The following is a 24,968-nucleotide window of genomic DNA, read 5'->3' on the forward strand; positions in this document are numbered from 1 at the left end:
CTTTTTAGTTATGGCGCCGCGGTCAAGATTCACCAGAGTTGCCGTGGCGCTCGGAGTTGGGCTTCATACTAATCAGGTAATGTGACGGAAAGGTTACGAATGACCGGCGTAAAAAGGCCGGGGGCGCAATTGCTTGCGCCCCCGGGGATAACTGGCTAACGCGCTGAGATCAGCGGCGCTGCAGGATTTCGAAACAGTAGCTGTGCGAGTTCAGATTGTCGGCGTCGTGGAATTCGCTGAATGTGGTTTCCCACTCGTCCGGCTCGTAATCCGGGAAGTGGGTATCGCCGCCGACTTCGGCGTCGATGTGCGTCAGGTACAGACGGTCGGCGCGCGGCAGCAACTGGGTATAGATGCGCCCACCGCCGATCACCATCACTTCTTCCACCTCGCCCGCGGCGGCCAGCGCCTCATCCAGCGAGGTTACCCAGGTCACCCCGGCTTCGTTGCCCGGGCGGCTGCTCAAAACGATATTGTGGCGGCCCGGCAGCGGGCGGCCGATGGACTCGAAGGTCTTGCGGCCCATAATAACCGGCTTATTCAACGTGTTGCGTTTAAACCACGCAAGGTCCGCCGGCAGGTGCCACGGCATGGCGTTTTCCATGCCAATAACGCGATCCGCCGCCAAGGCAGCGATCAGGCTGATAATCATTGTTTAACCCTGTGTAGGCAGCAAAATTGGTGACACTATACGTAAAGGCCTGAGTGCCGTCGATAGGCTAATCAAGCAAGATGAATATATAAGATAGCTCTTATCAGCATATCTAATAACCAACGTTCTTCCGCCGGGAAATTTCACACGCCGGGGCGTTTGCGGTACAGCCACAGGCCCGGTAACGACAGGCCGATCGACAAGGCACCGACGATAAAACTGGCCTTAAGGAAGTTGGTGATCATGGTCTCCATCAGGGCCTCGCTGTAGCCCAGATGCGAGATCTCCACCACAGTTATCATCGCGGTATAGGCGGAAATGCCGGGGAACATCGGGATCACCGCCGCCACGGTGAACACCTTCGGATGCGCCAGCAGCCAGCGCGACCAGTAGATGCCGATGATGCCGATCAGGATCGCCGCCAGCAGCGAGGCCCACTCGATGTTCATGCCGGCATGCATCATCAGCATGCGCGAACCGCGCCCGATAGCCCCGAGCAATGCGCAATAGCGCAGCGCACGCAGCGGCACGTTAAACACCATGGCGAAGCCCAGCGCCGGCACCGCCGCCAACAGCATCTCCTGCAACAAGGCCCACAACAGATTCATGACCACCCCCGCAGATCCCACAGCGACATCGCCATCACTACCCCGATACAGGTCGCCAGCGTCAGCAGGCTGGCCATCGCCCAGCGCGCCAGCCCGGTATTCACATGCCCCTTGAACATGTCGGCCACCGCGTTGATCAGCGGGAAGCCCGGCACCAGCAGCAGCACGCTGGCGGCCATCGCCACGCTCGAGGTGTCTTTAAACGCCGGCAGGCGCAGCAGCAGTCCGGAGATCGACGTCGCGACAAACGCCGTCAGGCAGAAATTGATCAGCGGATTCATCTGGCGGGCGGTGAGGATTTGGCGCACCAACATCGCCGTGCCGCTGGCGATAAAGGTCACCAGGAAGGCGTCGCCGCCACCGCCGTTGAGCATGCTGAAGCACCCGCAGGACAGCCCCACCATCAATACCACCAGCCAGCGCGGGTAGCGCAGCGGCCGGATCCTTTCAAAGCGGCGCGCCACGTCGTGCGCATCCGCCAGGCGATGCTCGGCGAGGATCACGATATGCTGCACTTCGGTCACCACCTGCATATTGATGCCGCGATCGACGTTCTTACGGGTGGTGGTCAGACAGGCACCATGGCTAAGAGTGGTCAATACCACCGCATTGGCGGAGATCGAGCTTTCCACGCTGTCCATGCCCAGCGCCAGTCCCAGGCGAGTTGATAACTGTTCCACCACCGTGCTCTCGGCGCCGTGCTGCAACAGCAGCAACGCGCATTGAATGCACAGTCGGGTGATTTCACGCTGTTGCCGGTGCGGTTCCGGCCTGTCTGTGGCGGTAGTCTGCTGCATGGTGCTCCGTCGCGGGCGGTAGATGAATTATTATCATAGAGCCTAACAATACCTCATTGGGTTGATGCGCATCAGAGGAAGCGGCGTTATTATCGCCAGATTGCTGCCTTTTGCGCGAGACGTCTCCCATGCTTGAAACTTCGTTGTTCGTCGCCGGCATTGCCGCCCTCGGCATGCTCTCCCCCGGCCCGGATTTTTTCCTGGTGATCAAAAACGCCGCCCGCTACCCGCGGCTGGCCGCCATGATGACCGCCTTCGGCGTGATCTGCGGCGTCGCCACCCACATGTCCTACTGCGTCGCCGGGCTGGCGGTGGTGATCACCACCACGCCGTGGCTGTTCAACCTGCTGAAATACGCCGGGGCGGTCTATCTGGTGTGGATCGGCATCCAGGCGCTGCTGTCGCGCGGCGGCGGCAAAATGAACGTCAGCAATCTGCCGCAGCAGCAGGTCAGCCTGAAGAGCGCCTTTGCGCAAGGCTACCTGTGCAACCTGCTGAATCCGAAAGCCACCCTGTTCTTCCTTGCGGTCTTCACCCAGGTGCTGCAGATCGATTCCGGTCTGGGTGACAAGCTGTGGTACGCGGGGATTATTCTCGGCCTGTCGGTCATCTGGTGGCCGCTGCTGGTATTTTTGATCCAGAGCGGGCCGGTGCGCCGCGGGCTGGAAAAGACGCAGAAGATCGTCGACAAATTGCTGGGCGGCATGTTGATCGCCTTAGGCATCAAGGTCGCGCTGAGCTAAGCAAAAAAAGGGCGCCATCACGGCGCCCCTCCCCTTATCCTTTGGCTTCCACCACTTCATCCTCCGGCGCCTTGCCGTCGATACTGCCGCGCCAGCCGGTCTGCTGCACCCGCGCCAGCCGATTCTGATCCTGCTCGATGGCCGCGCTGAGCATCTCCTTGGCCCGCTGCAGGCTGGCGATACGGAATTCAGTATCCTGGTAATTATCCAGCGTATCTTCCAGCATCTTCAGGTTATAGCGACGGAACGTGTCCGCTTTCTCGCGCGCCTCATAGGCGTCCAGCCCCAGCAACTCCAGCGTTTCACGGCCGACGCGCAGCGAGCTTTCGAAGGTTTCGCGCTCCGGTTTTTCCACCCCCAGCTGCCGCAGCTGATACCAGTGATCGACGTCGCGCGCCCGCGCCACCACTTTCAGATGCGGGAAGTGCTGCCTGGCCAGCTCGGTTAACGCCAGGCTGTCCTCCACATCGTCGATGGCGTTGATCAGCACCTTGGCGTGAGCGGCGCCGGCGGCCTCCAGCAGATCGGCGCGCGTGGCGTCGCCGTAGAACACCTTGGTATCGAATTTGCGCAGCGTTTCGATATGGTCCGGATCGTGATCAAGTACCACGGTGTGCACGCCGTTGGCCAACAGTAAACGACCGGCGATCTGGCCGAAACGGCCGAAGCCGGCGATGATCACGCTGGCGTTCTCGTCATCAATGACGTCAGCCGGGCGATCCTCTTTCGGCGCATTTTTCTCCAGCTGCGCGGCGATCACCAACAGCAGCGGGGTGGCCGCCATCGACAGCGCCACCGCCAGCGTCAGCGACTTGGCCCATTCAACCGGCAAGACGCCGGCCAGCTGTGCGGCGCTGAAAATCACGAAGGCGAACTCACTGCCCTGCCCCAGCAGAATGGCGAACAGGCCGCGCTGGCGCTTCGGCACGCCGAGCAGCGGCCCAATCAGCCACAGCAACGCCGCCTTGATCAGCATAAAGCCCAGCAGCAGCGAGGCGATCAGCAACGGATGATGGAACAGCGTGCCGAAGTCGATCGACATGCCGACGCCGATGAAGAACAGCCCCAGCAGCAGTCCCTTGAACGGCTGAATATCGCTCTCCAGCGCGTGGCGGTATTCCGAACTCGCCAACAACACCCCGGCGAGGAACGCCCCCATCGCCATCGACAGTCCGGCCATCTCCAGCAGGATGCCGAAGCCGAACACCAGGAACAGCGCCACGGCGCTGAACACTTCGCGCATGCCCGAACGGGCGACGAAGTGCAGCAGCGGACGGGTGACGTAGCGGCCGAGCAACACCACCATCGTCAACGCGCCCACCACCTTGGCCGCCGACAGCATGAAAGCGCCCAGCGTGGTGGTGGCGCCGCTGCTGGCCAGCAGCGGGATCATCGCCACCAGCGGGATCGCCGCGATATCCTGGAACAGCAGCACCGCAAACGCGCTGCGGCCGATCGGCGACGGCGTCAGATTGCGTTCGCTCATCGCCTGCATGGCAATGGCGGTGGATGAGAGCGCCAGCGTCAGGCCAATCAGCAACGCCACCTTCCAGTTAAGGCCAAGGAAGTAACAGAAGGCGCTCAGCGCCAGGCCGCAGCCCACCATCTGAATGCTGCCGCCGCCGAACACCGAGGCACGCAGCGTCCACAGCCGTTTGGGATCCAGCTCCAGGCCGATGATAAACAGCATCAGCACCACGCCGATCTCGGCGAAGGTCAGGATCGATTCGGCGTCCGACACCAGCTTCAGCCCCCAGGGGCCAATGATGCAGCCGGCGATCAGGTAACCGAGCACCGAACCCAGTCCCAGGCGCACCGCGATCGGCACAAACAGCGCCGCGGAGCCGAGGTAGATCAGCCCTTCGATCATCATGTGGTGATTATCCATGGCTGGCCTCCCGGGTTTCCGCTTCGGCATGTTCCATCAGGTAGTCGACCAGCCGCTGGCGGTAGGCTTCGCCGGCGGCGAGCAGCGCCGGCTCGTTGCAGGTAAAGGTATTGTGCACGGCGAAATAAGGCAGCCAGGTCATGCCGCAATAGATCGCCGTGGCCTGCAGCGGCTGCGCCAGCGCGGCGAAGTTGGGGAAGTCGCCCAGCTCGAAGTGGTGCTCGTCGCCGCCGCTGGTCACCGCCCACAGGCAGTCTTTACCCACCAGCGCATTGCCGTCGTGGCCGTAGGCCCAGCCGTGCTCCAGCACTTTGTCGATCCACAGCTTCAACAACGGCGGGAAGCTGTACCACTGCATCGGATGTTGCAGCACCACCAGGTCGGCGCGCTCCACCGCCCGCTGCTCGGCGTTGATGTCAATATTGAAATCGGGGTACAGCTCATACAGCGAGCGCACCTCCACCTCGGGGAGATCCTTCACCGCCTGCAGCAGGCGGTGATTGGCATGCGAATGCCGGGGATACGGGTGAGCATAAATTATCAGAATCATTGTTATCGTCGTTCCTTCGTTCCTTGCCAATACACCAAGCATATACCAATCACACAGAGTGACAGTTTGCCCACTGATTGATAGCGGAAATTTTTAACGCCAGCCGACAAATTCGCTGAATAAAAAAGGGCGCTGCATCTGCAGCGCCCCTTACGTTGCGTTATCGCGCGGTTACTTGCCGATGCGCGCGTGCATTTCCTGCACCGACGTCACCTGCTCGGTCGGATCCGCTTTCAGCGCCATCGCGGTGGCGAAGCCGCCGTTCAGCGTGGTGTCGTAGTGCACCTTGTACTGCAGGGCGCTGCGGCGAATCAGCTTGGAGTCCTCAATCGCCTGACGGCCTGCCGTGGTGTTGACGATGTAGGTGTACTCGCCGTTCTTGATACGGTCCTGAATGTGCGGACGCCCTTCGTGCACCTTGTTGACCAGGCGTGGGTTGATGCCCGCTTCGCCCAGTACCACCGCGGTGCCGTGGGTGGCGTCCAGCTCGAAGCCCTGCTTCAGCAGGCTGGCGGCCAAATCGACCACGCGGGCTTTATCGCCTTCACGCACCGACAGCAGCGCGCGGCCCTGCTTCTTCATGCCCGAGTTGCTGCCCAGCATCGCTTTGGAGAAGGCTTCCGCGAAGGTGCGGCCCACGCCCATCACTTCCCCGGTAGAGCGCATTTCCGGCCCCAGAATCGGGTCGACGCCCGGGAATTTGTTGAACGGCAGCACCACTTCTTTCACCGAATAGTACGGCGGGATGATCTCTTCGGTCACGCCCTGCTCGACCAGCGTTTTGCCCGCCATCACGCGCGCGGCCACTTTGGCCAGCGGCACGCCGGTGGCTTTGGAGACGAACGGCACGGTGCGCGCGGCGCGCGGGTTGACTTCAATCAGGTAGACTTCGTTGTCTTTCACCGCGAACTGCACGTTCATCAGGCCGCGCACCTGCAGCTCGAACGCCAGTTTTTCCACCTGACGACGCATCACGTCCTGAATTTCCTGGCTCAGGGTGTACGCCGGCAGCGAACACGCGGAGTCGCCGGAGTGCACGCCCGCCTGCTCGATGTGCTCCATGATGCCGCCAATCAGCACGCGTTCGCCGTCGCAGATGGCATCGACGTCCACTTCCACCGCGTCGTCCAGGAAGCGATCCAGCAGCACCGGCGCATCGTTGGACACGCTGACCGCGGTCTGGAAGTAGCGGCGCAGGTCGGTTTCGTCGTAAACGATTTCCATCGCCCGGCCGCCCAGCACGTAGGAAGGACGCACCACCAGCGGATAGCCGATGGCCGCCGCCTTCTCCACCGCCTGTTCGATGGCGGTGACGGTGGCGTTGGCCGGTTGCTTCAGGCCCAGACGGTTGACCGCCTGCTGGAAGCGCTCGCGGTCTTCGGCGCGGTCGATGGCGTCCGGACTGGTGCCGATAACCGGCACGCCTGCGGCTTCCAGCTCGCGCGCCAGCTTCAGCGGAGTCTGGCCGCCATACTGCACGATCACGCCCTTCGGCTTCTCGATGCGCACGATTTCCAGCACGTCTTCCAGCGTTACCGGCTCAAAGTACAGGCGGTCTGAGGTGTCGTAGTCGGTGGAGACGGTTTCCGGGTTACAGTTGACCATGATGGTCTCGTAGCCGTCTTCACGCAGCGCCAGCGAAGCGTGCACGCAGCAGTAGTCAAACTCGATGCCCTGGCCGATACGGTTCGGCCCGCCGCCCAGCACCATCACTTTCGGCCGGTCGTTGGTCGGGTTGGACTCGCACTCTTCTTCATAGGTGGAGTACATGTAGGCGGTGTCGGTGGCGAATTCCGCCGCGCAGGTATCCACGCGCTTGTACACCGGATGCAGGCCGTAACTGTGGCGCAGCTTGCGAATTTCACTCTCGGCGACGCCGGCCAGCTTGGCCAGGCGCGCATCGGCGAAGCCTTTGCGCTTCAGAGTGCGCAGGAACTCTTGGTTCAGGCCGTTGATGCCCGCCTCGGCCACCTGCTCTTCCAGGCGCACCAGCTCTTCAATCTGCACCAGGAACCAGCGGTCGACGTTGGTCAGGTTGAACACGCCGTCGACCGACAGACCGGCGCGGAAGGCGTCGGCGATGTACCAGATGCGGTCGGAACCGGCGTCTTTCAGCTCGCGGCGAATTTTGGTCAGCGCTTCCGGATCGTCCAGGCTCACTTTCGGGTCGAAGCCGGTGGCGCCCACTTCCAGGCCGCGCAGCGCTTTCTGCAGCGATTCCTGCTGGGTGCGGCCGATGGCCATCACTTCACCGACCGACTTCATCTGGGTAGTCAGGCGATCGTTGGCGCCGGCGAACTTCTCGAAGTTGAAGCGCGGGATCTTGGTGACGACGTAGTCGATTGACGGCTCGAACGACGCCGGGGTGCGGCCGCCGGTGATGTCGTTCATCAGCTCATCGAGGGTGTAGCCCACCGCCAGCTTGGCGGCGATCTTGGCGATCGGGAAGCCGGTGGCTTTCGACGCCAGCGCCGAAGAGCGCGATACGCGCGGGTTCATTTCGATGACGATCAGGCGGCCGGTTTTCGGGTTGACCGAGAACTGCACGTTGGAGCCGCCGGTTTCGACGCCGATCTCACGCAGCACCGCCATCGAGGCGTTGCGCATGATTTGGTATTCCTTGTCGGTCAGGGTCTGGGCCGGCGCGACGGTGATCGAGTCGCCGGTGTGGATGCCCATGGCGTCGAAGTTTTCGATGGAGCAGACGATGATGCAGTTGTCGTTCTTATCACGCACCACTTCCATCTCGTACTCTTTCCAACCGATCAGCGATTCATCGATCAGCAACTCGTTGGTCGGCGACAGGTCCAGGCCGCGTTCGCAGATCTCTTCGAACTCTTCGCGGTTGTAGGCGATGCCGCCGCCGGTGCCGCCCATGGTAAAGGAAGGGCGGATGATGCACGGGAAGCCGACGTCAGCGGCCACCGCCAGCGCTTCTTCCATGGTGTGCGCGATGCCGGAACGCGCGGTATCCAGACCGATTTTCTTCATCGCCACGTCGAAACGGCGACGGTCTTCGGCCTTGTCAATCGCATCGGCGGTGGCGCCGATCATGGTAACGCCGAACTCGGCCAGCACGCCCTGACGCTCCAGTTCCAGCGCGCAGTTCAGCGCCGTCTGGCCGCCCATGGTCGGCAGCACCGCATCCGGGCGCTCTTTTTCGATGATCTTGCGCACCACTTCCCAGTGGATCGGCTCGATGTAGGTCGCATCGGCCATTTCCGGGTCGGTCATGATGGTCGCCGGGTTAGAGTTGACCAGAATGACGCGGTAACCCTCTTCGCGCAGCGCTTTACACGCCTGGGCACCCGAGTAGTCGAACTCACACGCCTGGCCGATAACGATCGGGCCAGCGCCGAGGATCAGGATGCTTTTTATGTCTGTACGTTTTGGCATTTTTTACTGCTCCTGATTATTTGGCGTTAGAACGGTAAGTCTCAATCAGTTCGATAAAGTGATCGAACAGCGGCGCGGCGTCGTGCGGGCCTGGGCTGGCTTCCGGGTGGCCCTGGAAGCTGAACGCCGCTTTGTCGGTGCGGTGAATGCCCTGCACCGTGTGGTCGAACAGCGATTTGTGCGTCACGCGCAGGTTCGCCGGCAGATTGTTCTCATCTACCGCAAAGCCGTGGTTCTGCGCGGTGATCATCACCGTGTTGTTGTCCAGATCCTTCACCGGGTGGTTGCCGCCGTGGTGGCCGAGCTTCATCTTCATGGTTTTCGCCCCGCTGGCCAGCGCCAGCAGTTGGTGGCCCAGGCAGATGCCGAACACCGGAATGTCGGTTTCCAGGAACTGTTTGATGGCGGTGATGGCGTAGTCGCACGGCTCCGGATCGCCCGGGCCGTTGGACAGGAAGATGCCGTCCGGATTCATTTTCAGCACCTCGTCGGCCGGGGTCTGCGCCGGCACCACGGTCAGGCGGCAGCCGCGATCCACCAGCATGCGCAGGATGTTGCGCTTGGCGCCGTAGTCGTAAGCCACCACGTGGAACGGCAGTTCCGCGGCGGTTTTGGCTTCGGGCAGGTCGCCTTCAAGCGTCCAACTGCCTTGCTGCCAGCTGTAGGCCTCTTGGGTGGTGACCTCTTTCGCCAGATCCATGCCCTTCAACCCCGGGAAACCTTGCGCCTTGGCCAGGGCCAGCGCGGCGTCCGGCGAATCGGCGGCGATGATGCAGCCGTTCTGGGCGCCCTTCTCGCGCAGCAGGCGGGTCAATTTGCGGGTATCGATATCGGCGATCGCCACGATGTTGTGACGCTTGAGGTAGTCGGACAGGCTTTCTTCGTTGCGGTAGTTGCTGGCGATCAGCGGGAGGTCGCGAATGACGAGGCCTTGGGCGTGTACTGCGGAGGATTCTTCGTCGGAAGCATTGGTGCCGACATTGCCGATATGAGGATAAGTAAGAGTAACGATCTGGCGGGAATAGGAAGGATCAGTGAGGATTTCTTGATAACCGGTCATCGACGTATTGAAGACCACTTCCCCCACTGCCGTTCCCTCTGCCCCGATGGCCCGACCGTGGAATTGGGTTCCGTCTTCCAGAACCAATAGCGCTGACTTTATCAAAACACCCTCCAAGGAATAATCAATCACAATATTTGCATATTAATTCAGATATCGCGATCTAAATCAATGCAAAAACCGTCCGCGAGGCCAATTTTTGGCAAATTGGGCGCATTTTAATGATGAGTGCCTGGCTTGTCTACCCAAACTGCCGTTTTTTGTTTTATTTTTGCAGTTCTCGGCGCTCATGCGGCTTGAGCGGCGATAAAAACACAGAAAACCGGGGCTGGAAAACGGTTGCGGGGAAGAATGACGGAAAATGGCGCCGGAATGGGACAAAAAAGACGCTGAAAAAGCCGAGGGGGGAAAAAAAGGAGATGATTAGCAAAGTAAACACAGACAAATAACAGCTTTGACAATGAAATAAAATCAACATGATATTTATCATGTAAAAAAAAGGACAATAAAATTATTGCCCGATTATCATAGCATTATGATCAATACAACCACATCACGATGGTATGCAAATCAATTATAACTGGTCCAAATTCAACACGTCGCGCATATCAAATAAACCTTTATCCCGGTTATGCAGCCAGGCAGCCGCGCGCACCGCACCGCTGGCAAAAGTCATGCGGCTGGAAGCCTTATGGGTAATTTCCACCCGTTCACCGATGTCGGCGAACATTGCGGTGTGCTCGCCGACGATGTCGCCGGCGCGAATGGTGGCAAAGCCGATGCTTTGGGGATCGCGTTCGCCGGTATGGCCTTCGCGCGCATAGACCGCACAGCTTTTCAGATCGCGCCCCAGCGCGCCGGCGATCGCTTCGCCCATCGCCAACGCCGTGCCCGACGGCGCATCCACTTTGTGGCGGTGGTGCGCCTCGACGATTTCGATATCGGTATAGTCGCCCATCACCTGCGCGGCCTTCTCCAGCAGTTTCAGCACCAGGTTGACGCCGACGCTGAAGTTGGCGGCGAACACGATGCCGATATGCTGCGCCGCAGCGCGGATCGCCTGCTTGCCGGCGTCATCGAAGCCGGTGGTGCCAATCACCATCGCCTTGTGGTGCGCCACGCAAAAATCCAGGTAGTTCCGCGTGCTTTCCGGGCGGGTGAAGTCGATCAAAATGTCGAACTCACTCGCCACTTTCTCCAGGCTGTCGCTTACCTTGACGCCCAGCGCGCCAATGCCCGCCAACTCGCCGGCATCGACGCCGATCAGGCTTGAACCCAGGCGCGACAGCGCCGCGCCCAACACCACGCCTTCCGCCTGCTGCACCGCCTGGATCAACTGACGGCCCATCCGGCCGCCGGCGCCCGCAATCGCAATGCGGATTTGTGAATCACTCATGCTTGCTCTCTTCTTGATTTGACGCCTATCCCATTAGGCTATCGATTCAGGGTAACTGCCCCGCTGCAGCGCCGCCAGAGGATTCATTTCATAATTAGAAAATTATGATATTCCCCCGCTTTCATCAGCGGCGCTGTCGTGAGATTAACATTCAACCGATTTGGCGGCCTGCGACGATTGTACATAATCATGCAGTTTCCATGGCAAAAAAATGCAGAAAAAAGGCGCCGAAAACGGCGCCTTGGGAAAGGATCACAGCGAGGTCAGGCGGTAATAGCGGCCACTTCGTTGGCGATCGCCGTCAGCGCATCGTGGCGGGCATAGTCCTCACGCACCAGCGCCGCGCGCTGGCGATAGATCGGCTGCTGCAGAATGCGCGTCGCCGCCGCCAGGATCTGTTCAGGGCTTGGCGTGCTGGTGTGCAGGCTGATGCCGCACCCGGCGGCCACCACGCGCGCGGCCGCCTCCAGTTTGTCTTCGCCGGTGCCGGCGACGATCAGCGGCACGCCGCTGTTCAGCGCATAGTTGATCGAGCCGTAACCGCCGTTGGTGATCAGCAGCGCCGTCTCCGGCAACCAGCGTTCGAAGGAGATGAACTCCCGCACTCTGGCATTGGCCGGCAGCGCGTCCATCAGTCCTTCGGTCGCCCGCCCGCCGGTGGTGGCCAACACCCGCACCGGCAGATGAGCCAGCGCTTGCAGCGTCGGCACGATCAGCTGATGCAGATCGACATTGGCCAGCGTGCCCTGCGTCACAATCACCAGCGGCCGACGATCGTCCGCCTCCCACAGCGTTTCTTCCGCCGCCGGCTGGCCGCCGCTGCGCAGCGGGCCGACGAAGCGCACGCCGCTCGGCAGATCGTCACGCTCATATTCCAGCGCCGTGGTAGCCAGCTGCAGGAAACGCTCGCAGCCGCCGATCAGCGCGTCGGTGAACGGGCGATCCAGCGCCCGTCCCCCCGCCTGCACCAGCGCCGCATCGAAGCTCTGCTGCACCTCATCAAGCAACACCCGCGTCGCTTCATCCACCAATTGCTCACGGGTCAGAGCCCGCGGCAGCAGCGCCGGCGGGATGCGCGGGCCATAGAAAATAGCATCGCGCGAAGAATACGACAGCGGCGTGACGCCGATCCCGAAGACCGGCGGCCGTTCGGCGGACTGCAGCAGCGGCAGCACGCCGTAGAAGCAGTTCTCCACCATCAGCAGATCGGTCTTCTCGGCGGCGATGGCCGCACGCAGCTGACGATCCAACAGCGGGATCGGCGCGGCGAAGAAATCTTTCAGCGCCAGCGCCATCTGCGCATTGCCCGGCGGCAGCGCGGCGCGCTCGGGGAAATGCTCCTCCAGGTGGCGATAGTCGAAGTCCACCTGCGCGTCGAACGGCGCGAAGCTCGCGCCCACCGCCTCGGCGCGTTCGCGGAACAGCGCGCCGGTCATCACCCGCACCTGATGCCCTTGGGCGATCAGGTGACGAGCGATCGCTAACATCGGGTAGACGTGCCCCGGAGTGGCGACCGCCGCCATCAGTATCCTTGCCATAATGCTCCTTTTAAGCTTCTGCGTTGGCCGGCTTCAGCGCCAGATTGGCGCACACCGGATTGCTTTGAATATGCACGCGCTGCAAATGACGCGCGGAACGGGCGGTAAAGCCCTCGCGGCCGTGCAACAGCGAGAAGTTGTCCGCCACCACCACGTCGCCCTGTTGCCATTGGTGGGCATAATAGTGACGCGGATCGTACAGATGCTGCTGCAGAGTGTGGTGGAACTGTTCCTGCTGTTGTTCCGGCACGCCGTGATATTCCAGCGCATGTTGATTGAGGAATTTTTTCCCCTCCGTCGGCGGTTCATTGTAGCGCATGATCAAGCCCCTGCCGTTCGGGTGCTGCACCACCAGCGGCGAACAGACTTCACCGCCGTAGTGCACCACCTGCTTGATGCGGTAGGTGATCGAGACCGACAGCCACTGATCCAGCAACGCTTCGTCCGCATTGGCCAGCAAGCGCGTGGTGTCGACGAAGGTCGTGCGCCCGCCTTCGTCCGGCGACGGCGCCGCCACGCAGTGGAACAGCTGGAACTCGGGAATAGTCGGCTTATACATGCCATCCCAATGCAGCGGGACGTAGCTGCTGTCGAAAATATGATCCTTGGCGTCCGGATGTTCCTTCACGTCCAGCACCGCGCCAAACGGCCACATCATGATCTCGCCCCACTGTTCGGCGTAGCGCGTCAGAACCTCCCCATCACTGAAACCGGAGTCGAATCCGCGCAGCACCAGCAAGTGATGCTCCTGCGCCAGCGCCCGCAGCGCTGCCACCGGCAGTTCGCCGATCTTTTGCCCCGGATGCTGCGGCGTCAGGATCGCGCCAAACGGGGTATTCGGTTGAATATGGCAATTAAGCGGTTGGTTATTCATCGGTGATTCTCCTTGCATCGAATGTGCTGCTCACACGGCAACGTGCCGTCAAAAACGCGTCCGCCAGGATTTCGGGCGCAAAAGCCTGCAGCGGCCTCAGGCCATCTGCGGTTGTTCGATCAGGTAATGGCTCGGCGTGCCGCGGATCTCCACCAATTCGCCGTCCAGGCTCTGCGCATCTTTACGCTTCATCAGCACGAACTGGCCGTTCACGTTGGCTGCCACGCCATGCCACGGCGTCAGCCAGTCGTCTTTGGTCGGCATCATGTGGATGCCTATCTTCAGGCTGTCGGCCGGCTGCGGGTGAATCGACAGGCGGATCGCCGCCGGGAAATGCTGGGCCAGCAGGTTGCCCCAGGCCCAGCTGCGCTGGATAACGCCGCAGGCGCGCCGTTTGGCGTCTTTTTGCAGCGCGGCGTTGGAACCGCTGTAGCCCGGCAGGAGGCTGTCTTCATACAAGAAGCGCGTGATGGCGCGATACAGCATTAATCCCTGCTCGTCCTGCATCAGCTGGCGCTTGATCGCCTCTTCCGATTCGGCATAGCCGTCCACCAACAGCCGGCGCAGCAGATCGTAGTCATCGGTATGCTCCGCCAGGCCTTTGACATCGCCGAGGTTGAACACGCTCAGGTGGGTTGCGCCTACTTCATGCAGCAGGCTTTCAATCTCACGTTGATAATGGTTGATCGCTTCGTCGCTGACGCGGATCAGATCGCCGAACACGTGGCCGTCGGAACAGATAACGATATGCGCGCCCGGCGGGTAATAGAGTTGAATGCGCTGGCACAGCGAGTTGAGGAAGATCAGCGACAGCCGCTCCGCCATGTCCGGCACCGCGCCTATCACCTTATTGGCGTTGGGTGACTTGGTCGGAAAAGCCGGCAGCACGAATTCGATGCGCTGGTCGTTTTCAATGAATGCCCGAATGCGCGGCAATTGCACCTGAGTGACCTGCCGCTCTTCTTCAGCCAGAGAAGCATCGTCGGCGATGAGGCGACGTCGATATTGCAATAATTCACGTAGGATTTTTAATGCTATTTCTTCTTTTTTCTGTGCGCTATCCACAATGAGCTCCTGTTGCGATGTGGCGCGGGTGTATTATTGGCAAGCGCAATAAGATTTATCAAAAAGAGATAAAACGCATGCAAAATAATAATCAGCCCGTCGTTTATATGCTTCAGGCAATATAGGAAAGATGGTGCTATATTATTAGCCCGTATAAATCACAATCTAGGTTAAGTTGTGCTTAACAAACTATGAGCAATATTTTAAAACGCATGGCCATTTTCTCAAAAGTGGTCGATTGTGGCGCATTCAGCATGGCGGCAAAAGAATTGGGCATGACGACATCGGCCGTCAGCCAGCATATTCGCCAGCTGGAGGAACATCTGGGCATTCAATTACTGTTGCGATCGACGCGCTCATTGAGCCTGACCGAAGCCGGATTGTGCTTTTATGAAGATTGTCTGCTGATGATCCACGCCGCCGAGCGCGGGCAACAGCGGATCGCCGCGCTGCGCGGCGAGCTGGTCGGTGAACTGCGCGTCGCCACCTCGACCGAATTCGCCACCCATTATCTGGTGCCGGCGCTGCAGAGCTTCCTCGACGAGCACCCGCGCATCACGCTGCGGTTGGAAATCCACGATGAGAGAATAGACCTCATCGCGCAACGCATCGATCTGGCGATACGCGGCGGCGCGCTGGCTGACTCCAGCTACGTCTCAACGCGGCTGGCGCGCTGCCGCGAAGTGCTGTGCGCGTCCCCGGCCTACCTGGCACACCACGGGGTGCCGGATTCGCCTCAGGCGCTGACCCATCATCATTGGGTCACCTTTACGCCGCTCGGCAATCCGCAGTTTGTTCGCCTGATCCATCGCGACGGCGGCGAGCACCGCATGCGCATGACCGGGCGACTGTTCACCAACAGCGGCATGGCGATGAAGGAGCTGGCGCTGACCGGCAAAGGCATCATTCGCAATTTCTTCGCCAACGTCGAGCGAGAGTTGCGCAGCGGCGAGCTGATTGAAATATTGCCCGACTGGCGATTACCGGAAATTAATTGCTATGCCATTATGCCGCGACGGGAGATCCAGCCATTAAAAGTCCGGCGATTACTGGAGCATATGAAGCTCTATTTAAAGGAGAAAGGATTAAACGACCTAGAACAGATTCGACAAGAATAAAATAAGAAACATCTGCAAGACTACTATTGTAATTATTGTAATCACGTTGACGACACCAGGCCCTATTTAGATTGCAGCCTAATGATATTCTATTTAATGACTTAATTCAGCCTATATAATTAATGACGCCACCGCTATTTCAAATACTCAGAATAAATTTGACTTTAGTTAGCAGAAAATTTGAATATACTCAGCATTTTATTTTTAATGCCGTTGGCATTCCCCAAAAAAAACGGGAAGCCTAAGCTCCCCGTTGTCATTCACTCACGCACCTCAGTCAATCTGACGGACGTCCACGCGTAGCTCTTTCGGCACTTCGAACACGATGTTCTCTTCACGCCCGCTGATTTCATGCACGTCCAGGCCGCCCAGCGCTTTCAGGCGGGAGATCACCTCCTGCACCAGCACATCCGGTGCCGAGGCGCCGGCGGTAACGCCAATATTGCGCGCTTCGCTCAGCCAGCTTTCCTGAATATCCGCCGCCGAATCGATCAGATAAGCCGGTTTTCCGACGCGCTGCGCCAGTTCCGCCAGACGGTTAGAGTTGGAGGAGTTCTTCGACCCCACCACCAGCACCACGTCCGCATCGCCGGCCAGGTTGCGCACCGCTTCCTGACGGTTGGTGGTGGCGTAGCAAATGTCATCCTTGCGCGGACCGATAATGCTCGGGAAGCGCTGACGCAGCGCGTCTATTACGTCCGAGGTATCATCCACCGACAGCGTGGTCTGCGTCATGAAGCACAGGTTGTTTTCGTCTTTCACCTGCAGCTTCCACACGTCATCCGGCGACTCGACCAGGTACATGCCGCCCTGCGGATTGCTGTACTGGCCCATGGTGCCTTCCACCTCCGGGTGCCCGGCGTGACCGATCAGAATCGCTTCGGTGCCGCGGCGGCTGGCGCGCGCCACTTCCATATGCACCTTGGTCACCAGCGGACAGGTGGCGTCGAACAGCATGGTCAGATCGCGCGCCTTGGCTTCGGCGCGCACCGCCTGAGAAACGCCGTGCGCCGAAAAGATCAGGATAGAGCCGTCCGGCACTTCGGCGATCTCTTCGATAAACACCGCGCCGCGCTCACGCAGGCTGTCGACCACGTAGCGGTTGTGCACCACTTCATGTCGCACGTAGATCGGCGCGCCATACAGCTCCAGCGCGCGTTCCACGATGCTGATCGCACGATCGACCCCGGCGCAGAAGCCGCGCGGGTTAGCCAGCAATATTTGCATGCGTCTCCTCCTGCTGCGGATCGATCTCCAGCACTTCGATGTCGAAGGTCACCGGATGACCCGCCAGCGGATGGTTGAAATCGACGGTGATCGAATCTTCCGCCACCGCGCGCACCACGCCCGGCATTTCACTGCCGTCGATGGCGGTAAACAGCATGATGGTGCCCACGTCCGGCACGCCGGTTTCCGCGAAGTCGCGGCGCGAGAAGAACTGGACCAGATCCGGGTTCTCCGCGCCGAACGCCGCTTCCGGCTGCAGGGTAAAGGCGCACTTGTCGCCCGCGCGCAGGCCGAGCAGTTGCTCTTCCAGCGGCGCCGACAGGCTGCCGTCACCCAGGCGGAACAGCGCCGGTTTGCCGCTGCTGCGGGTGGATTCGGCGGTCGAACCGTCTTCCAGTTTCAGCGTGAAGTGAACCAGCACCGCGCTGTCACTGATAACCTGAGCCGTCATATTACTCACCTTTACTCTTTGCGCCTTTGCTCGCCGGCGACAGGAAACCTTCCAGCACGATCATCGCCGCACCCACGCAGATAAAGCTGTCCGCCAGATTAAAGGTCGGGTAGTGCCAGTCACCGACGTAGAAGTCGATGAAGTCGACCACGAAACCGTGCCACAGGCGATCGAACAGGTTGCCCAACGCCCCGCCGATAATAAAGGCGTAGGCGATGTTGTTCAGCTTCTGCTGCGCGGTGCTGCGGTACATCATCACCAGCAGCACTGCGACGATGGCGATGGCGATGCCGGCAAAGAACCAGCGCTGCCAGCCGCCATGGTCGGCCAGGAAGCTGAACGCGGCGCCGTAGTTGCGCGCGTAAAACAGGTTGAACGACGGGATCAACGGCTGGGACTGGCCCAGCGTAAAGTTAGCGAGGATCCACTGTTTGCTGCCGAAATCCAGCGCCAGCACCGCCACCACAACCCACAGCCAACGCAGGCCGGTCGAACAAATTGGTTTACTCATCAGGCGCAAGTTCTCAGGCAAAGTTACGCTTCTCGCCGTCACCGGCGACGTTGCTCACACAGCGGCCGCAGATGTCTGCATGCTCCGCCACCAGGCCGATATCGGTGGTGTAATGCCAGCAGCGCGGGCACTTCTCACCTGGCGCTGTGCTGAAGGCGATCTTCAGCCCTTTCAGCAGCTCGGAGGCCTGCGCATCGGCCGGCGCATCCGCCAATGGCGCAACGCTTGCCGCAGAGGTCAGCAGCACAAAGCGCAGCTCATCCTGCAGGCTGTTCAGACGCGCCGCCAACTCGCTGTCGGCATACAGCGTCACCGCCGCTTCCAGCGAACCGCCGAGGCGTTTGTCGGCACGCGCCTGCTCCAGCACCTTGTTCACTTCACCGCGCACTTTCAGCAGCTCAGCCCAGAAAGCGTCGTTCATCGGCTCGCCTTCCGCCAGCCCGAACAGACCGTCGTACCACTCTTCGGTGAACACGTACTGCGCGCGTTTGCCCGGCATGAAGCCCCAGATCTCGTCTGCGGTGAACGACATGATCGGCGCCATCCAGCGCACCAGCGCTTCGACGATGTGATACAGCGCGGTCTGGCAGCTGCGGCGAGCGACGCTGTCGCTCTTGGCGGTGTACTGACGATCCTTGATGATATCCAGGTAGAAGGAGCCCATCTCGACCGAGCAGAACTGCATCAGGCGCTGCACCACTTCGTGGAAATCGTAGTTGGCGTAAGCCTGCTCGATATCCTGCTGCGCCGCCAGCGCGCGGCCGACCGCCCAGCGATCCAGCACCACCATGTCTTCAGGCGCCACGCAATCGGTGCTCGGCTCGAACCCGTTCAGGTTGGCCAGCAGGAAGCGCGCGGTGTTGCGGATGCGGCGATAAGCGTCGGCAGAACGCTTGAGGATCTCGTCGGACACCGCGATCTCGCCGGTGTAATCGGTCGACGCCACCCACAGACGCAGAATGTCGCCGCCCAGCTTGTTCATCACGTCCTGCGGGCTGACGGTGTTGCCGATCGACTTGGACATCTTGCGGCCCTGGCCGTCGACGGTGAAGCCGTGGGTCAGCACTTCCTTGTACGGCGCCTTGCCCTTCATCGCGGTGGAAATCATCAGCGAGGACATGAACCAGCCGCGATGCTGGTCGGAGCCTTCCAGATACATGTCGGCGCCGTGACCGTTAAACTCAGGGCGCACGTCAACCACCGAAGCGTGAGTGGAGCCGGAGTCGAACCACACGTCCAGCGTATCCGGCACTTTCACGTAGTCGGCGGCTTCCGCGCCGAGGATGTCGGCCGCGTCCAGATCCCACCAGGCCTGAATGCCGTCCTGCTCGACGCGCTTGGCCACTTCTTCCATCAGCTCAACGCTGCGCGGGTGCAGCTGCTCGGTCTCTTTATGCACGAACAGCGACATCGGCACGCCCCAGGTGCGCTGACGCGAGATACACCAGTCCGGGCGGTTGGCGACCATCATTTCGATGCGCGCCTGGCCCCAATCCGGGATCCACTGCACGCCCTTGATCTCTTCCAGCGACTGCTGACGCAGGCCTTTCTGATCCATGCTGATGAACCACTGCGGCGTGGCGCGGAAGATGATCGGCGTCTTGTGGCGCCAGCAGCACGGATAGCTGTGCAGGAACTTCTCGACGTGCAGCAGCGCGCCTTTCTCACGCAGCAGATCGACGATCAGATCGTTGGCCTTGAAGACGAACTTGCCGTCCAGCAGCGGGTAGGTGCCGGTCAGGTAGCAGCCGTTCGGCCCTACCGGGTTGGCCACTTCCAGGCCGTATTTCTGGCCGATCACGAAGTCGTCCGGGCCGTGGCCTGGCGCGGTATGCACCGCACCGGTACCGGCGTCCAGCGTCACGTGCTCGCCGAGGATCGCCGGCACGTCGAAGTCCATGAACGGGTGTTTGAAGCGCAGCAGCTCCAGATCGGCGCCTTTGCAGCTGCCCAGCACCGTCCACTCGGTGATGCCGGCGCGTTTCATCACGCTTTCCACCAGTTCGGCCGCCAGGATCAGGCACTGGCCGTCAACCTGCACCAGCTGATAGGTGAAGTCCGGGTGCAGCGAGATCGCGCGGTTGGCCGGCAAGGTCCACGGCGTGGTGGTCCAGATAACCAGCGAGATGGCGCCGTTGAAGTGGCTCACGCCGAACTTGGCCGCCACGGCAGCCGCGTCGGCCGCATGGAAGCTCACGTCGATCGACGGCGAAGTCTTGTCGTAGTACTCCACTTCCGCTTCCGCCAGCGACGAGCCGCAGTCGGTGCACCAGTGAACCGGCTTGGCGCCTTTCAGCAGGTGGCCGTTGCTGATGATCTTGCCCAGCGCGCGGATGATGTTGGCTTCGGTTTTGAAGTCCATCGTCAGGTACGGACGATCCCAGTCGCCCAACACGCCCAGACGGATGAAGTCCTTCTTCTGGCCTTCAACCTGCTCGGCCGCGTACTCGCGGCACTTCTGGCGGAACTCGGCCGCCGTCAGCTTCTCGCCCGGCTTGCCGTACAGTTGCTCAACCTTCAGTTCGATCGGCAGGCCGTGGCAGTCCCAACCCGGCACATAAGGCGAGTCGAAGCCGGCCATCCCTTTCGACTTGATGATAATGTCTTTGAGAATCTTGTTAACCGAGTGACCAATGTGAATGCTGCCGTTCGCATACGGAGGGCCGTCATGCAAAATGAAGGTTTTTTTGCCCTTTTTGGCAGTACGAATAATCCCGTACAGATCCTGTTCATACCAACGTTGCAGCATGCCAGGTTCGCGCTTGGCGAGATCGCCGCGCATCGGGAACCCTGTTTCCGGCAAGTTCAGGGTATTCTTGTAGTCACTCATGAGATTCTCGTTTCCGTTTTCGGCTATTTACCCGTCACACTTCAAGCTGCATCTTTGTCGGCCGCCCTTTCTCACCCGAATCACTTGCCTATGCAAGCTCATCGGGGTTCGCGCGGTTGCCGCCGCGATGCAACTCGAATTGTTTAGGGTAAACGATTAAACCAGTGTTTTTAACCCGAAGAACTTCCGGGCCGTCACCACATCATTGGCGATTTGCTGCTTCAGGGCATCGAGCGAAGCAAACCGCTGTTCATTGCGCAATTTTGCGCGGAGCACCACCTCAATATGGCGCCCGTAAAGATCCATTGTGACATCCAGCAAATGCACTTCCAGCTGCTGGCGCACGCCGGCGACGGTCGGGCGCGTGCCGATATTGGCCACGCCCGGCAGCGGCTTCGGCCCCAGGCCGTACACTTCCACCGCATACACTCCTTTCACCGGCGCCACCAGACGCTTGAGCGGCAAATTGGCGGTCGGGAAGCCGATGGTGCGCCCCAGCTCGTCGCCGTGCACCACGCGCCCGGAAATGCTGTACGGGTGGCCCAGCAGGGTCTCCGCCAGCGGCAGATCGTCCTCGCTCAGCGCGGTGCGGATCGCGGTGCTGCTGATGCGTCGCTCGCCTTCGCGGAAGGTCGGGGTGCTGACCACGTCGAAGCCGTACTCTTTTCCGGCCTGCTGCAATAGCGGAAAATCGCCCTGACGCCCGGCGCCAAAGCGAAAATCATCCCCCACCATCAGGAATTTGACGCCCAGTTTTTCCACCAGCAGCTCGGCGACGAACGCCTGCGCGGTGTTGGCGGCGAAACGCGGATCGAACTTGACGCACAGCAGGTAATCGACGCCCGCCTGCGCCAGATAGTTGGCCTTGTCGCGCAGGCGCGTCAAGCGGGCCGGCGCTTTGTCTGCGGCGAACATCTCCAGCGGCTGCGGCTCAAAGATCATGACCATCACCGGCAGCCCGAGGCGTTTCCCCTGTTGCTTCAACTGTTCCAGCAACGCCTGATGGCCGCGATGCACGCCGTCAAAGTTGCCGATGGTGAGCACGCAACCATGGTGGCGCGCCCGGATATTGTGAATGCCGCGAATTAGCTCCATAGCTGGCTCAAAACAGTGGAAATCGGCGGATTATACCTTGTACAGCCGGTAAGGTTAACCCGCGATTGGTGCCTTTATGTAATAGACATACCATACCGGAGATAATCTGTGCGTGAAACGGCTTCGCCACAGTTTATCCGGCGCTGCCGGGGCGATTCTCGACCGCGGCCAACGGCTTGCGCCCGCCGCGGCAAATCATTGGCGAATTTTCTCGCGAAACACTGTATTCCCAAGAGCGAAGCTGGTAAAATCCTGCGCCATCACAACGTAGCGAGTGCCGCCTGTACAAACGGCGCTTATTTGCACAAATCCATTGACAAACGAAGGCTAAAAGGGCATATTCCTCGGCCTTTGAATTGTCCTCAATAGAATATATTTGGGAGTTGGACCTTGGCTAATATCAAATCAGCTAAGAAACGCGCCGTACAGTCTGAGAAACGCCGCAAGCATAACGCAAGCCGTCGCTCAATGGTGCGTACCTTCATCAAGAAGGTAGACGCAGCTATCGCAGCTGGCGACAAAGAAGCAGCACAAAATGCATTCCTGGTAATGCAGCCACTGGTGGATCGTCAGGCAGCTAAAGGCCTGATCCACAAAAACAAAGCAGCGCGTCATAAGTCAAATCTGACTGCACGCATCAACGCAATGCAATAAGCATTTCGTTATCTGCTTGATAAAAAAACCGGCTCAGGCCGGTTTTTTTACGTCCTGCATTCAGTGAACCGCTAGCAGGAAAACAGCGCCGAGAAGTCTTTGTTGCAGACACGCTGCACCGCCGGATGCTGGATCATGCGCTCGGCGAAGATGATGTAATACTCCTCCTGCACGCTGTCGATGCGCCCAATCTCCACCACATTGTCATCGTTGTAGGTATCCTGCGCATACAGCGTCGGCGCCACGAAGATCGCATTGTGGTACATGCCGAAGGCCTTCATCAGCGCCGCATCGTCGAACTCGCCCAGAATTTCCACCTGAATACCCTGCGTATTGAACCAGTTGAGCAGCTTGCGCCCCAACATCGAACGACGGCCGGGGATCAGCAGCTTGCGCTGCTCCAGGCAAGCCGGGAACGGCAGCTCCGGCGCCGGCTGGCGACAGAAAAAGCTGATGCCGCACTCGCCCAGCTTCAGCGAGAACAGCCCTTCCTGCTGGCTGGAGTCCACCGGGCAATCCGACAGGATCATATCCAGTTTGTGCTGGCTGAGCTGCTCCAGCAGCATCTCGTGCGTCGATTCAAAGCAACGCAGGTGGATCTGCTCGTTGTCCACCACCACCGCCGTTTCCAATACCTGGCTGACCAGCCGCTTCGACAGCGCGTCCGCTACGCCGACGTCGAACAACAGGTTGGACTCTTTGCGGTAGTTGACGATATCCAACATTTCCTGGCTGAGCATGAACATCTTGTCGGCATAGCGGAACACCAGCTGCCCCAGCTCCGAAGGCACCAACCCGCGCCCCTGGCGTTTGAACAGCTTGCCGTCCAACCGCTCTTCCAGCGCTTTGATCTGGCCGGTGATGGTCTGCGGCGTCAGAAACAACGCTTCGGCGGCACCGACCACGGAACCGGCCTTGCAGACCTGCCAGAAATAGTAAAGGTGATTAAAGTTGATATGCGACATCCTCACGAGCGGCTCTCCTTAACAACGTTTCGCAGCGGCAAACGGTGTGCCGTGACGAGCGACAAACTTCCTTTCCCTGCTTCAGACAACGTATAGCCCCATTAGTCCCAACGAAGAACGGCCGAAGCTGCACATATTTTATACCGTACAGCTCCGACCAGCCATTTTATTATGTGCCCTTACCGGGCACATTCAGGATTAACGCACGCGCGGCAACGCCAGACGCAGTAATCCATACCCTACCACCGCCGCAGTGGTGGAGCCCAACAGGATCCCCAGGCGGGAATAGGTGCTGAGCGCCGCATCCGCATCGCCGAACGCCAGCGAGGCGATAAAAATCGACATGGTAAAACCAATGCCGCAAAGCACCGAAACGGCAAACACCTGTTTGAAGCCGATACCTTCAGGCAAACGGGCGATGCCCATTTTCACCGCCAGCAGGCTGAAGAGGAAAATCCCCAGCGGCTTGCCGATAAACAGGCCAGCCGCAATCCCGACCGGCAGCAGCGACGTCAACCCATCCAGCGATACGCCCTGCAAAGAGACCCCGGCGTTGGCGAAAGCGAACAGCGGCAGGATCATGAACGCCACCCAAGGGTGCAGCTCATGCTCCAGCGTTTCCGACGGCGATGGCCCCTTTTTGACGTTCAACGGGATCATAAAGCCGACAATCACCCCGGCCAGCGTCGCATGCACCCCGGACTTGAGGATCGCCACCCACAGCACCAGGCCGACCATCATGTACAGCGAGGTCTTGCCCACGCCGCGCCAGTTCATCACCGCCAGCAGCGCCGTCGCCGCCGCCGCCACGCCCAGCGCCACCATCGACACTTCGTGGGTGTAGAACAGCGCGATGATGATGATCACGCCCAGGTCATCGATGATCGCCAGCGCCAACAGGAACACTTTCAGGCTGGTTGGCACGCGGTTGCCCAGCAGCGCCATGACGCCCAGCGCAAAGGCGATGTCGGTCGCGGCCGGGATCGCCCAGCCCTGGCGGGTGACTTCGTCCGCGCCGTTGAACAGCAGGTAAATCAGCGCCGGCGCCAACATGCCGCCCAGCGCGGCGATCGCCGGAAACACCGCTTTGTCGCGCCCGGACAGCGAGCCTTGCATCAGCTCGCGCTTGACCTCGAGCCCCACCACCAGGAAGAAGATGGCCATCAGGCCGTCGTTTATCCACAGCAGCAGCGGTTTAGCGATCTCCAGCGAAGCTACCTTCACCATCACCGGCAGGTTAAGGAATGCCTGATAGATCCCCTGCGCCGGGGTGTTGGCCATGATCAGGGCGACGATCGCCGCCGCGATCAGAATGATACCGCCCGCGGCTTCCTGACGTAAAAATTGACGAATGATGTTGGTCACAGTACGTCTCTCCAAATCTGTGCAGGACATAGCGCCCTGCGAACCACAGTCATGAAGTGAGTATAGAGGGCGTTTTAGTTCGAAAAAATAAGTTTATAAATGCTAAATAACTCGAAAAAACCGATAAAAAGCACGAATAAGTCACATTTACGTTGTGGAATTAGCGGTTCGGCGCGCAAATAAAA

Annotated in this window: 21 protein-coding genes; 3 read left to right on the top strand and 18 right to left on the bottom strand. The window is 60.0% G+C overall.

Going from position 1 to position 24,968, the window contains the following annotated elements; genetic code table 11:
* Nucleotides 1-169: 169 nt before the first annotated feature.
* The 3 genes from folA to ACMGF7_RS04475 form a co-directional block, all read right to left on the bottom strand.
* Nucleotides 170-652, bottom strand: coding sequence for a type 3 dihydrofolate reductase (gene folA, locus ACMGF7_RS04465; RefSeq protein ID WP_033631766.1), 483 nt, complete (start codon nucleotides 650-652; stop codon nucleotides 170-172).
* Nucleotides 653-795: 143 nt separating this feature from the next.
* Nucleotides 796-1,260, bottom strand: a complete 465-nt coding sequence (locus ACMGF7_RS04470) for a threonine/serine exporter (RefSeq protein ID WP_015376621.1) — start codon at nucleotides 1,258-1,260, stop codon at nucleotides 796-798.
* A complete protein-coding gene (locus tag ACMGF7_RS04475; RefSeq protein ID WP_015376620.1) occupies nucleotides 1,257-2,057 on the bottom strand; it encodes a threonine/serine ThrE exporter family protein in 801 nt (266 codons plus the stop codon). Before ACMGF7_RS04475 ends, ACMGF7_RS04470 begins: the two co-directional genes overlap by 4 nt.
* Before the next feature lie 128 nt (nucleotides 2,058-2,185).
* On the opposite strand from ACMGF7_RS04475, the gene ACMGF7_RS04480 reads away from it, so the two are divergent.
* Nucleotides 2,186-2,800, top strand: a complete 615-nt coding sequence (locus ACMGF7_RS04480; RefSeq protein ID WP_015376619.1) for a LysE family translocator — start codon at nucleotides 2,186-2,188, stop codon at nucleotides 2,798-2,800.
* A gap of 34 nt (nucleotides 2,801-2,834) precedes the next feature.
* On the opposite strand, the gene kefC is transcribed toward ACMGF7_RS04480, so the two are convergent.
* The 8 genes from kefC to pvcA all read right to left on the bottom strand — a co-directional run bounded on the left by kefC (nucleotide 2,835) and on the right by pvcA (nucleotide 14,567).
* Nucleotides 2,835-4,688, bottom strand: a complete 1,854-nt coding sequence (gene kefC / locus ACMGF7_RS04485) for a glutathione-regulated potassium-efflux system protein KefC (protein ID WP_021505358.1) — start codon at nucleotides 4,686-4,688, stop codon at nucleotides 2,835-2,837.
* Nucleotides 4,681-5,238, bottom strand: a complete 558-nt coding sequence (gene kefF, locus ACMGF7_RS04490) for a glutathione-regulated potassium-efflux system oxidoreductase KefF (protein ID WP_004932911.1) — start codon at nucleotides 5,236-5,238, stop codon at nucleotides 4,681-4,683. Before kefF ends, kefC begins: the two co-directional genes overlap by 8 nt.
* Nucleotides 5,239-5,409: 171 nt before the next feature.
* Complete coding sequence (carB, locus tag ACMGF7_RS04495) at nucleotides 5,410-8,634, bottom strand: carbamoyl-phosphate synthase large subunit (RefSeq protein ID WP_049241998.1); 3,225 nt, start codon at nucleotides 8,632-8,634, stop codon at nucleotides 5,410-5,412.
* Between the two features lie 16 nt (nucleotides 8,635-8,650).
* Entirely contained in the window at nucleotides 8,651-9,799 is a 1,149-nt protein-coding gene (gene carA, locus ACMGF7_RS04500) for a glutamine-hydrolyzing carbamoyl-phosphate synthase small subunit (protein WP_004932920.1), read from the bottom strand.
* 469 nt (nucleotides 9,800-10,268) lie between these two features.
* On the bottom strand, nucleotides 10,269-11,090 hold the full coding sequence (gene dapB / locus ACMGF7_RS04505; RefSeq protein ID WP_406888324.1) for a 4-hydroxy-tetrahydrodipicolinate reductase: 822 nt from the start codon (nucleotides 11,088-11,090) through the stop codon (nucleotides 10,269-10,271).
* Between the two features lie 263 nt (nucleotides 11,091-11,353).
* On the bottom strand, nucleotides 11,354-12,613 hold the full coding sequence (locus ACMGF7_RS04510) for a glycosyltransferase (RefSeq protein WP_273874931.1): 1,260 nt from the start codon (nucleotides 12,611-12,613) through the stop codon (nucleotides 11,354-11,356).
* A 25-nt stretch (nucleotides 12,614-12,638) separates the two neighbouring features.
* Nucleotides 12,639-13,502, bottom strand: a complete 864-nt coding sequence (locus tag ACMGF7_RS04515; protein WP_164095539.1) for a TauD/TfdA dioxygenase family protein — start codon at nucleotides 13,500-13,502, stop codon at nucleotides 12,639-12,641.
* Nucleotides 13,503-13,598: 96 nt separating this feature from the next.
* Complete coding sequence (pvcA, locus tag ACMGF7_RS04520; protein ID WP_004932937.1) at nucleotides 13,599-14,567, bottom strand: L-tyrosine isonitrile synthase; 969 nt, start codon at nucleotides 14,565-14,567, stop codon at nucleotides 13,599-13,601.
* Between the two features lie 212 nt (nucleotides 14,568-14,779).
* On the opposite strand from pvcA, the gene ACMGF7_RS04525 reads away from it, so the two are divergent.
* Nucleotides 14,780-15,685 (top strand): LysR family transcriptional regulator, encoded by a 906-nt coding sequence (locus tag ACMGF7_RS04525; RefSeq protein ID WP_021505363.1) that lies wholly within the window; start codon nucleotides 14,780-14,782, stop codon nucleotides 15,683-15,685.
* Nucleotides 15,686-15,958: 273 nt separating this feature from the next.
* Here ACMGF7_RS04525 and ispH read toward each other — a convergent pair whose 3' ends face one another.
* From ispH to ribF, 5 genes are all read right to left on the bottom strand, one after another.
* Nucleotides 15,959-16,912 (bottom strand): 4-hydroxy-3-methylbut-2-enyl diphosphate reductase, encoded by a 954-nt coding sequence (gene ispH / locus ACMGF7_RS04530; protein ID WP_004932946.1) that lies wholly within the window; start codon nucleotides 16,910-16,912, stop codon nucleotides 15,959-15,961.
* On the bottom strand, nucleotides 16,893-17,363 hold the full coding sequence (gene fkpB, locus ACMGF7_RS04535; RefSeq protein WP_004932949.1) for an FKBP-type peptidyl-prolyl cis-trans isomerase: 471 nt from the start codon (nucleotides 17,361-17,363) through the stop codon (nucleotides 16,893-16,895). Before fkpB ends, ispH begins: the two co-directional genes overlap by 20 nt.
* A gap of 1 nt (nucleotide 17,364) precedes the next feature.
* Complete coding sequence (gene lspA / locus ACMGF7_RS04540) at nucleotides 17,365-17,874, bottom strand: signal peptidase II (RefSeq protein ID WP_004932951.1); 510 nt, start codon at nucleotides 17,872-17,874, stop codon at nucleotides 17,365-17,367.
* Nucleotides 17,875-17,887: 13 nt separating this feature from the next.
* On the bottom strand, nucleotides 17,888-20,704 hold the full coding sequence (gene ileS, locus ACMGF7_RS04545) for an isoleucine--tRNA ligase (protein WP_048326107.1): 2,817 nt from the start codon (nucleotides 20,702-20,704) through the stop codon (nucleotides 17,888-17,890).
* A gap of 156 nt (nucleotides 20,705-20,860) precedes the next feature.
* Nucleotides 20,861-21,799: a bifunctional riboflavin kinase/FAD synthetase gene (ribF, locus tag ACMGF7_RS04550; RefSeq protein WP_015376612.1), complete on the bottom strand. Its 939-nt coding sequence runs from the start codon at nucleotides 21,797-21,799 to the stop codon at nucleotides 20,861-20,863.
* Nucleotides 21,800-22,189: 390 nt separating this feature from the next.
* Between ribF and rpsT the strand changes: the two genes are divergently transcribed.
* On the top strand, nucleotides 22,190-22,453 hold the full coding sequence (gene rpsT / locus ACMGF7_RS04555; RefSeq protein ID WP_004932960.1) for a 30S ribosomal protein S20: 264 nt from the start codon (nucleotides 22,190-22,192) through the stop codon (nucleotides 22,451-22,453).
* Nucleotides 22,454-22,524: 71 nt separating this feature from the next.
* Here rpsT and nhaR read toward each other — a convergent pair whose 3' ends face one another.
* Complete coding sequence (gene nhaR / locus ACMGF7_RS04560) at nucleotides 22,525-23,424, bottom strand: transcriptional activator NhaR (protein ID WP_004932962.1); 900 nt, start codon at nucleotides 23,422-23,424, stop codon at nucleotides 22,525-22,527.
* 192 nt (nucleotides 23,425-23,616) lie between these two features.
* The gene (gene nhaA / locus ACMGF7_RS04565) at nucleotides 23,617-24,783 is read right to left on the bottom strand and encodes a Na+/H+ antiporter NhaA (protein ID WP_049241980.1); all 1,167 of its coding nucleotides are present in this window, start codon (nucleotides 24,781-24,783) and stop codon (nucleotides 23,617-23,619) included.
* Nucleotides 24,784-24,968: the final 185 nt, after the last annotated feature.

The organism is Serratia sp. BNK-17, assembly GCF_048684935.1.
Lineage (GTDB): Bacteria > Pseudomonadota > Gammaproteobacteria > Enterobacterales > Enterobacteriaceae > Serratia > Serratia nematodiphila.

What these genes read in the sequence shown, in the direction of transcription:
- folA (WP_033631766.1), bottom strand. Translation starts at nt 652, where the DNA reads ATGATTATCAGCCTGATCGCTGCCTTGGCGGCGGATCGCGTTATTGGC.
- ACMGF7_RS04470 (WP_015376621.1), bottom strand. Translation starts at nt 1,260, where the DNA reads ATGAATCTGTTGTGGGCCTTGTTGCAGGAGATGCTGTTGGCGGCGGTG.
- ACMGF7_RS04475 (WP_015376620.1), bottom strand. Translation starts at nt 2,057, where the DNA reads ATGCAGCAGACTACCGCCACAGACAGGCCGGAACCGCACCGGCAACAG.
- ACMGF7_RS04480 (WP_015376619.1), top strand. Translation starts at nt 2,186, where the DNA reads ATGCTTGAAACTTCGTTGTTCGTCGCCGGCATTGCCGCCCTCGGCATG.
- kefC (WP_021505358.1), bottom strand. Translation starts at nt 4,688, where the DNA reads ATGGATAATCACCACATGATGATCGAAGGGCTGATCTACCTCGGCTCC.
- kefF (WP_004932911.1), bottom strand. Translation starts at nt 5,238, where the DNA reads ATGATTCTGATAATTTATGCTCACCCGTATCCCCGGCATTCGCATGCC.
- carB (WP_049241998.1), bottom strand. Translation starts at nt 8,634, where the DNA reads ATGCCAAAACGTACAGACATAAAAAGCATCCTGATCCTCGGCGCTGGC.
- dapB (WP_406888324.1), bottom strand. Translation starts at nt 11,090, where the DNA reads ATGAGTGATTCACAAATCCGCATTGCGATTGCGGGCGCCGGCGGCCGG.
- ACMGF7_RS04510 (WP_273874931.1), bottom strand. Translation starts at nt 12,613, where the DNA reads ATGGCGGCGGTCGCCACTCCGGGGCACGTCTACCCGATGTTAGCGATC.
- ACMGF7_RS04515 (WP_164095539.1), bottom strand. Translation starts at nt 13,502, where the DNA reads ATGAATAACCAACCGCTTAATTGCCATATTCAACCGAATACCCCGTTT.
- ACMGF7_RS04525 (WP_021505363.1), top strand. Translation starts at nt 14,780, where the DNA reads ATGGCCATTTTCTCAAAAGTGGTCGATTGTGGCGCATTCAGCATGGCG.
- ispH (WP_004932946.1), bottom strand. Translation starts at nt 16,912, where the DNA reads ATGCAAATATTGCTGGCTAACCCGCGCGGCTTCTGCGCCGGGGTCGAT.
- fkpB (WP_004932949.1), bottom strand. Translation starts at nt 17,363, where the DNA reads ATGACGGCTCAGGTTATCAGTGACAGCGCGGTGCTGGTTCACTTCACG.
- lspA (WP_004932951.1), bottom strand. Translation starts at nt 17,874, where the DNA reads ATGAGTAAACCAATTTGTTCGACCGGCCTGCGTTGGCTGTGGGTTGTG.
- ileS (WP_048326107.1), bottom strand. Translation starts at nt 20,704, where the DNA reads ATGAGTGACTACAAGAATACCCTGAACTTGCCGGAAACAGGGTTCCCG.
- ribF (WP_015376612.1), bottom strand. Translation starts at nt 21,799, where the DNA reads ATGGAGCTAATTCGCGGCATTCACAATATCCGGGCGCGCCACCATGGT.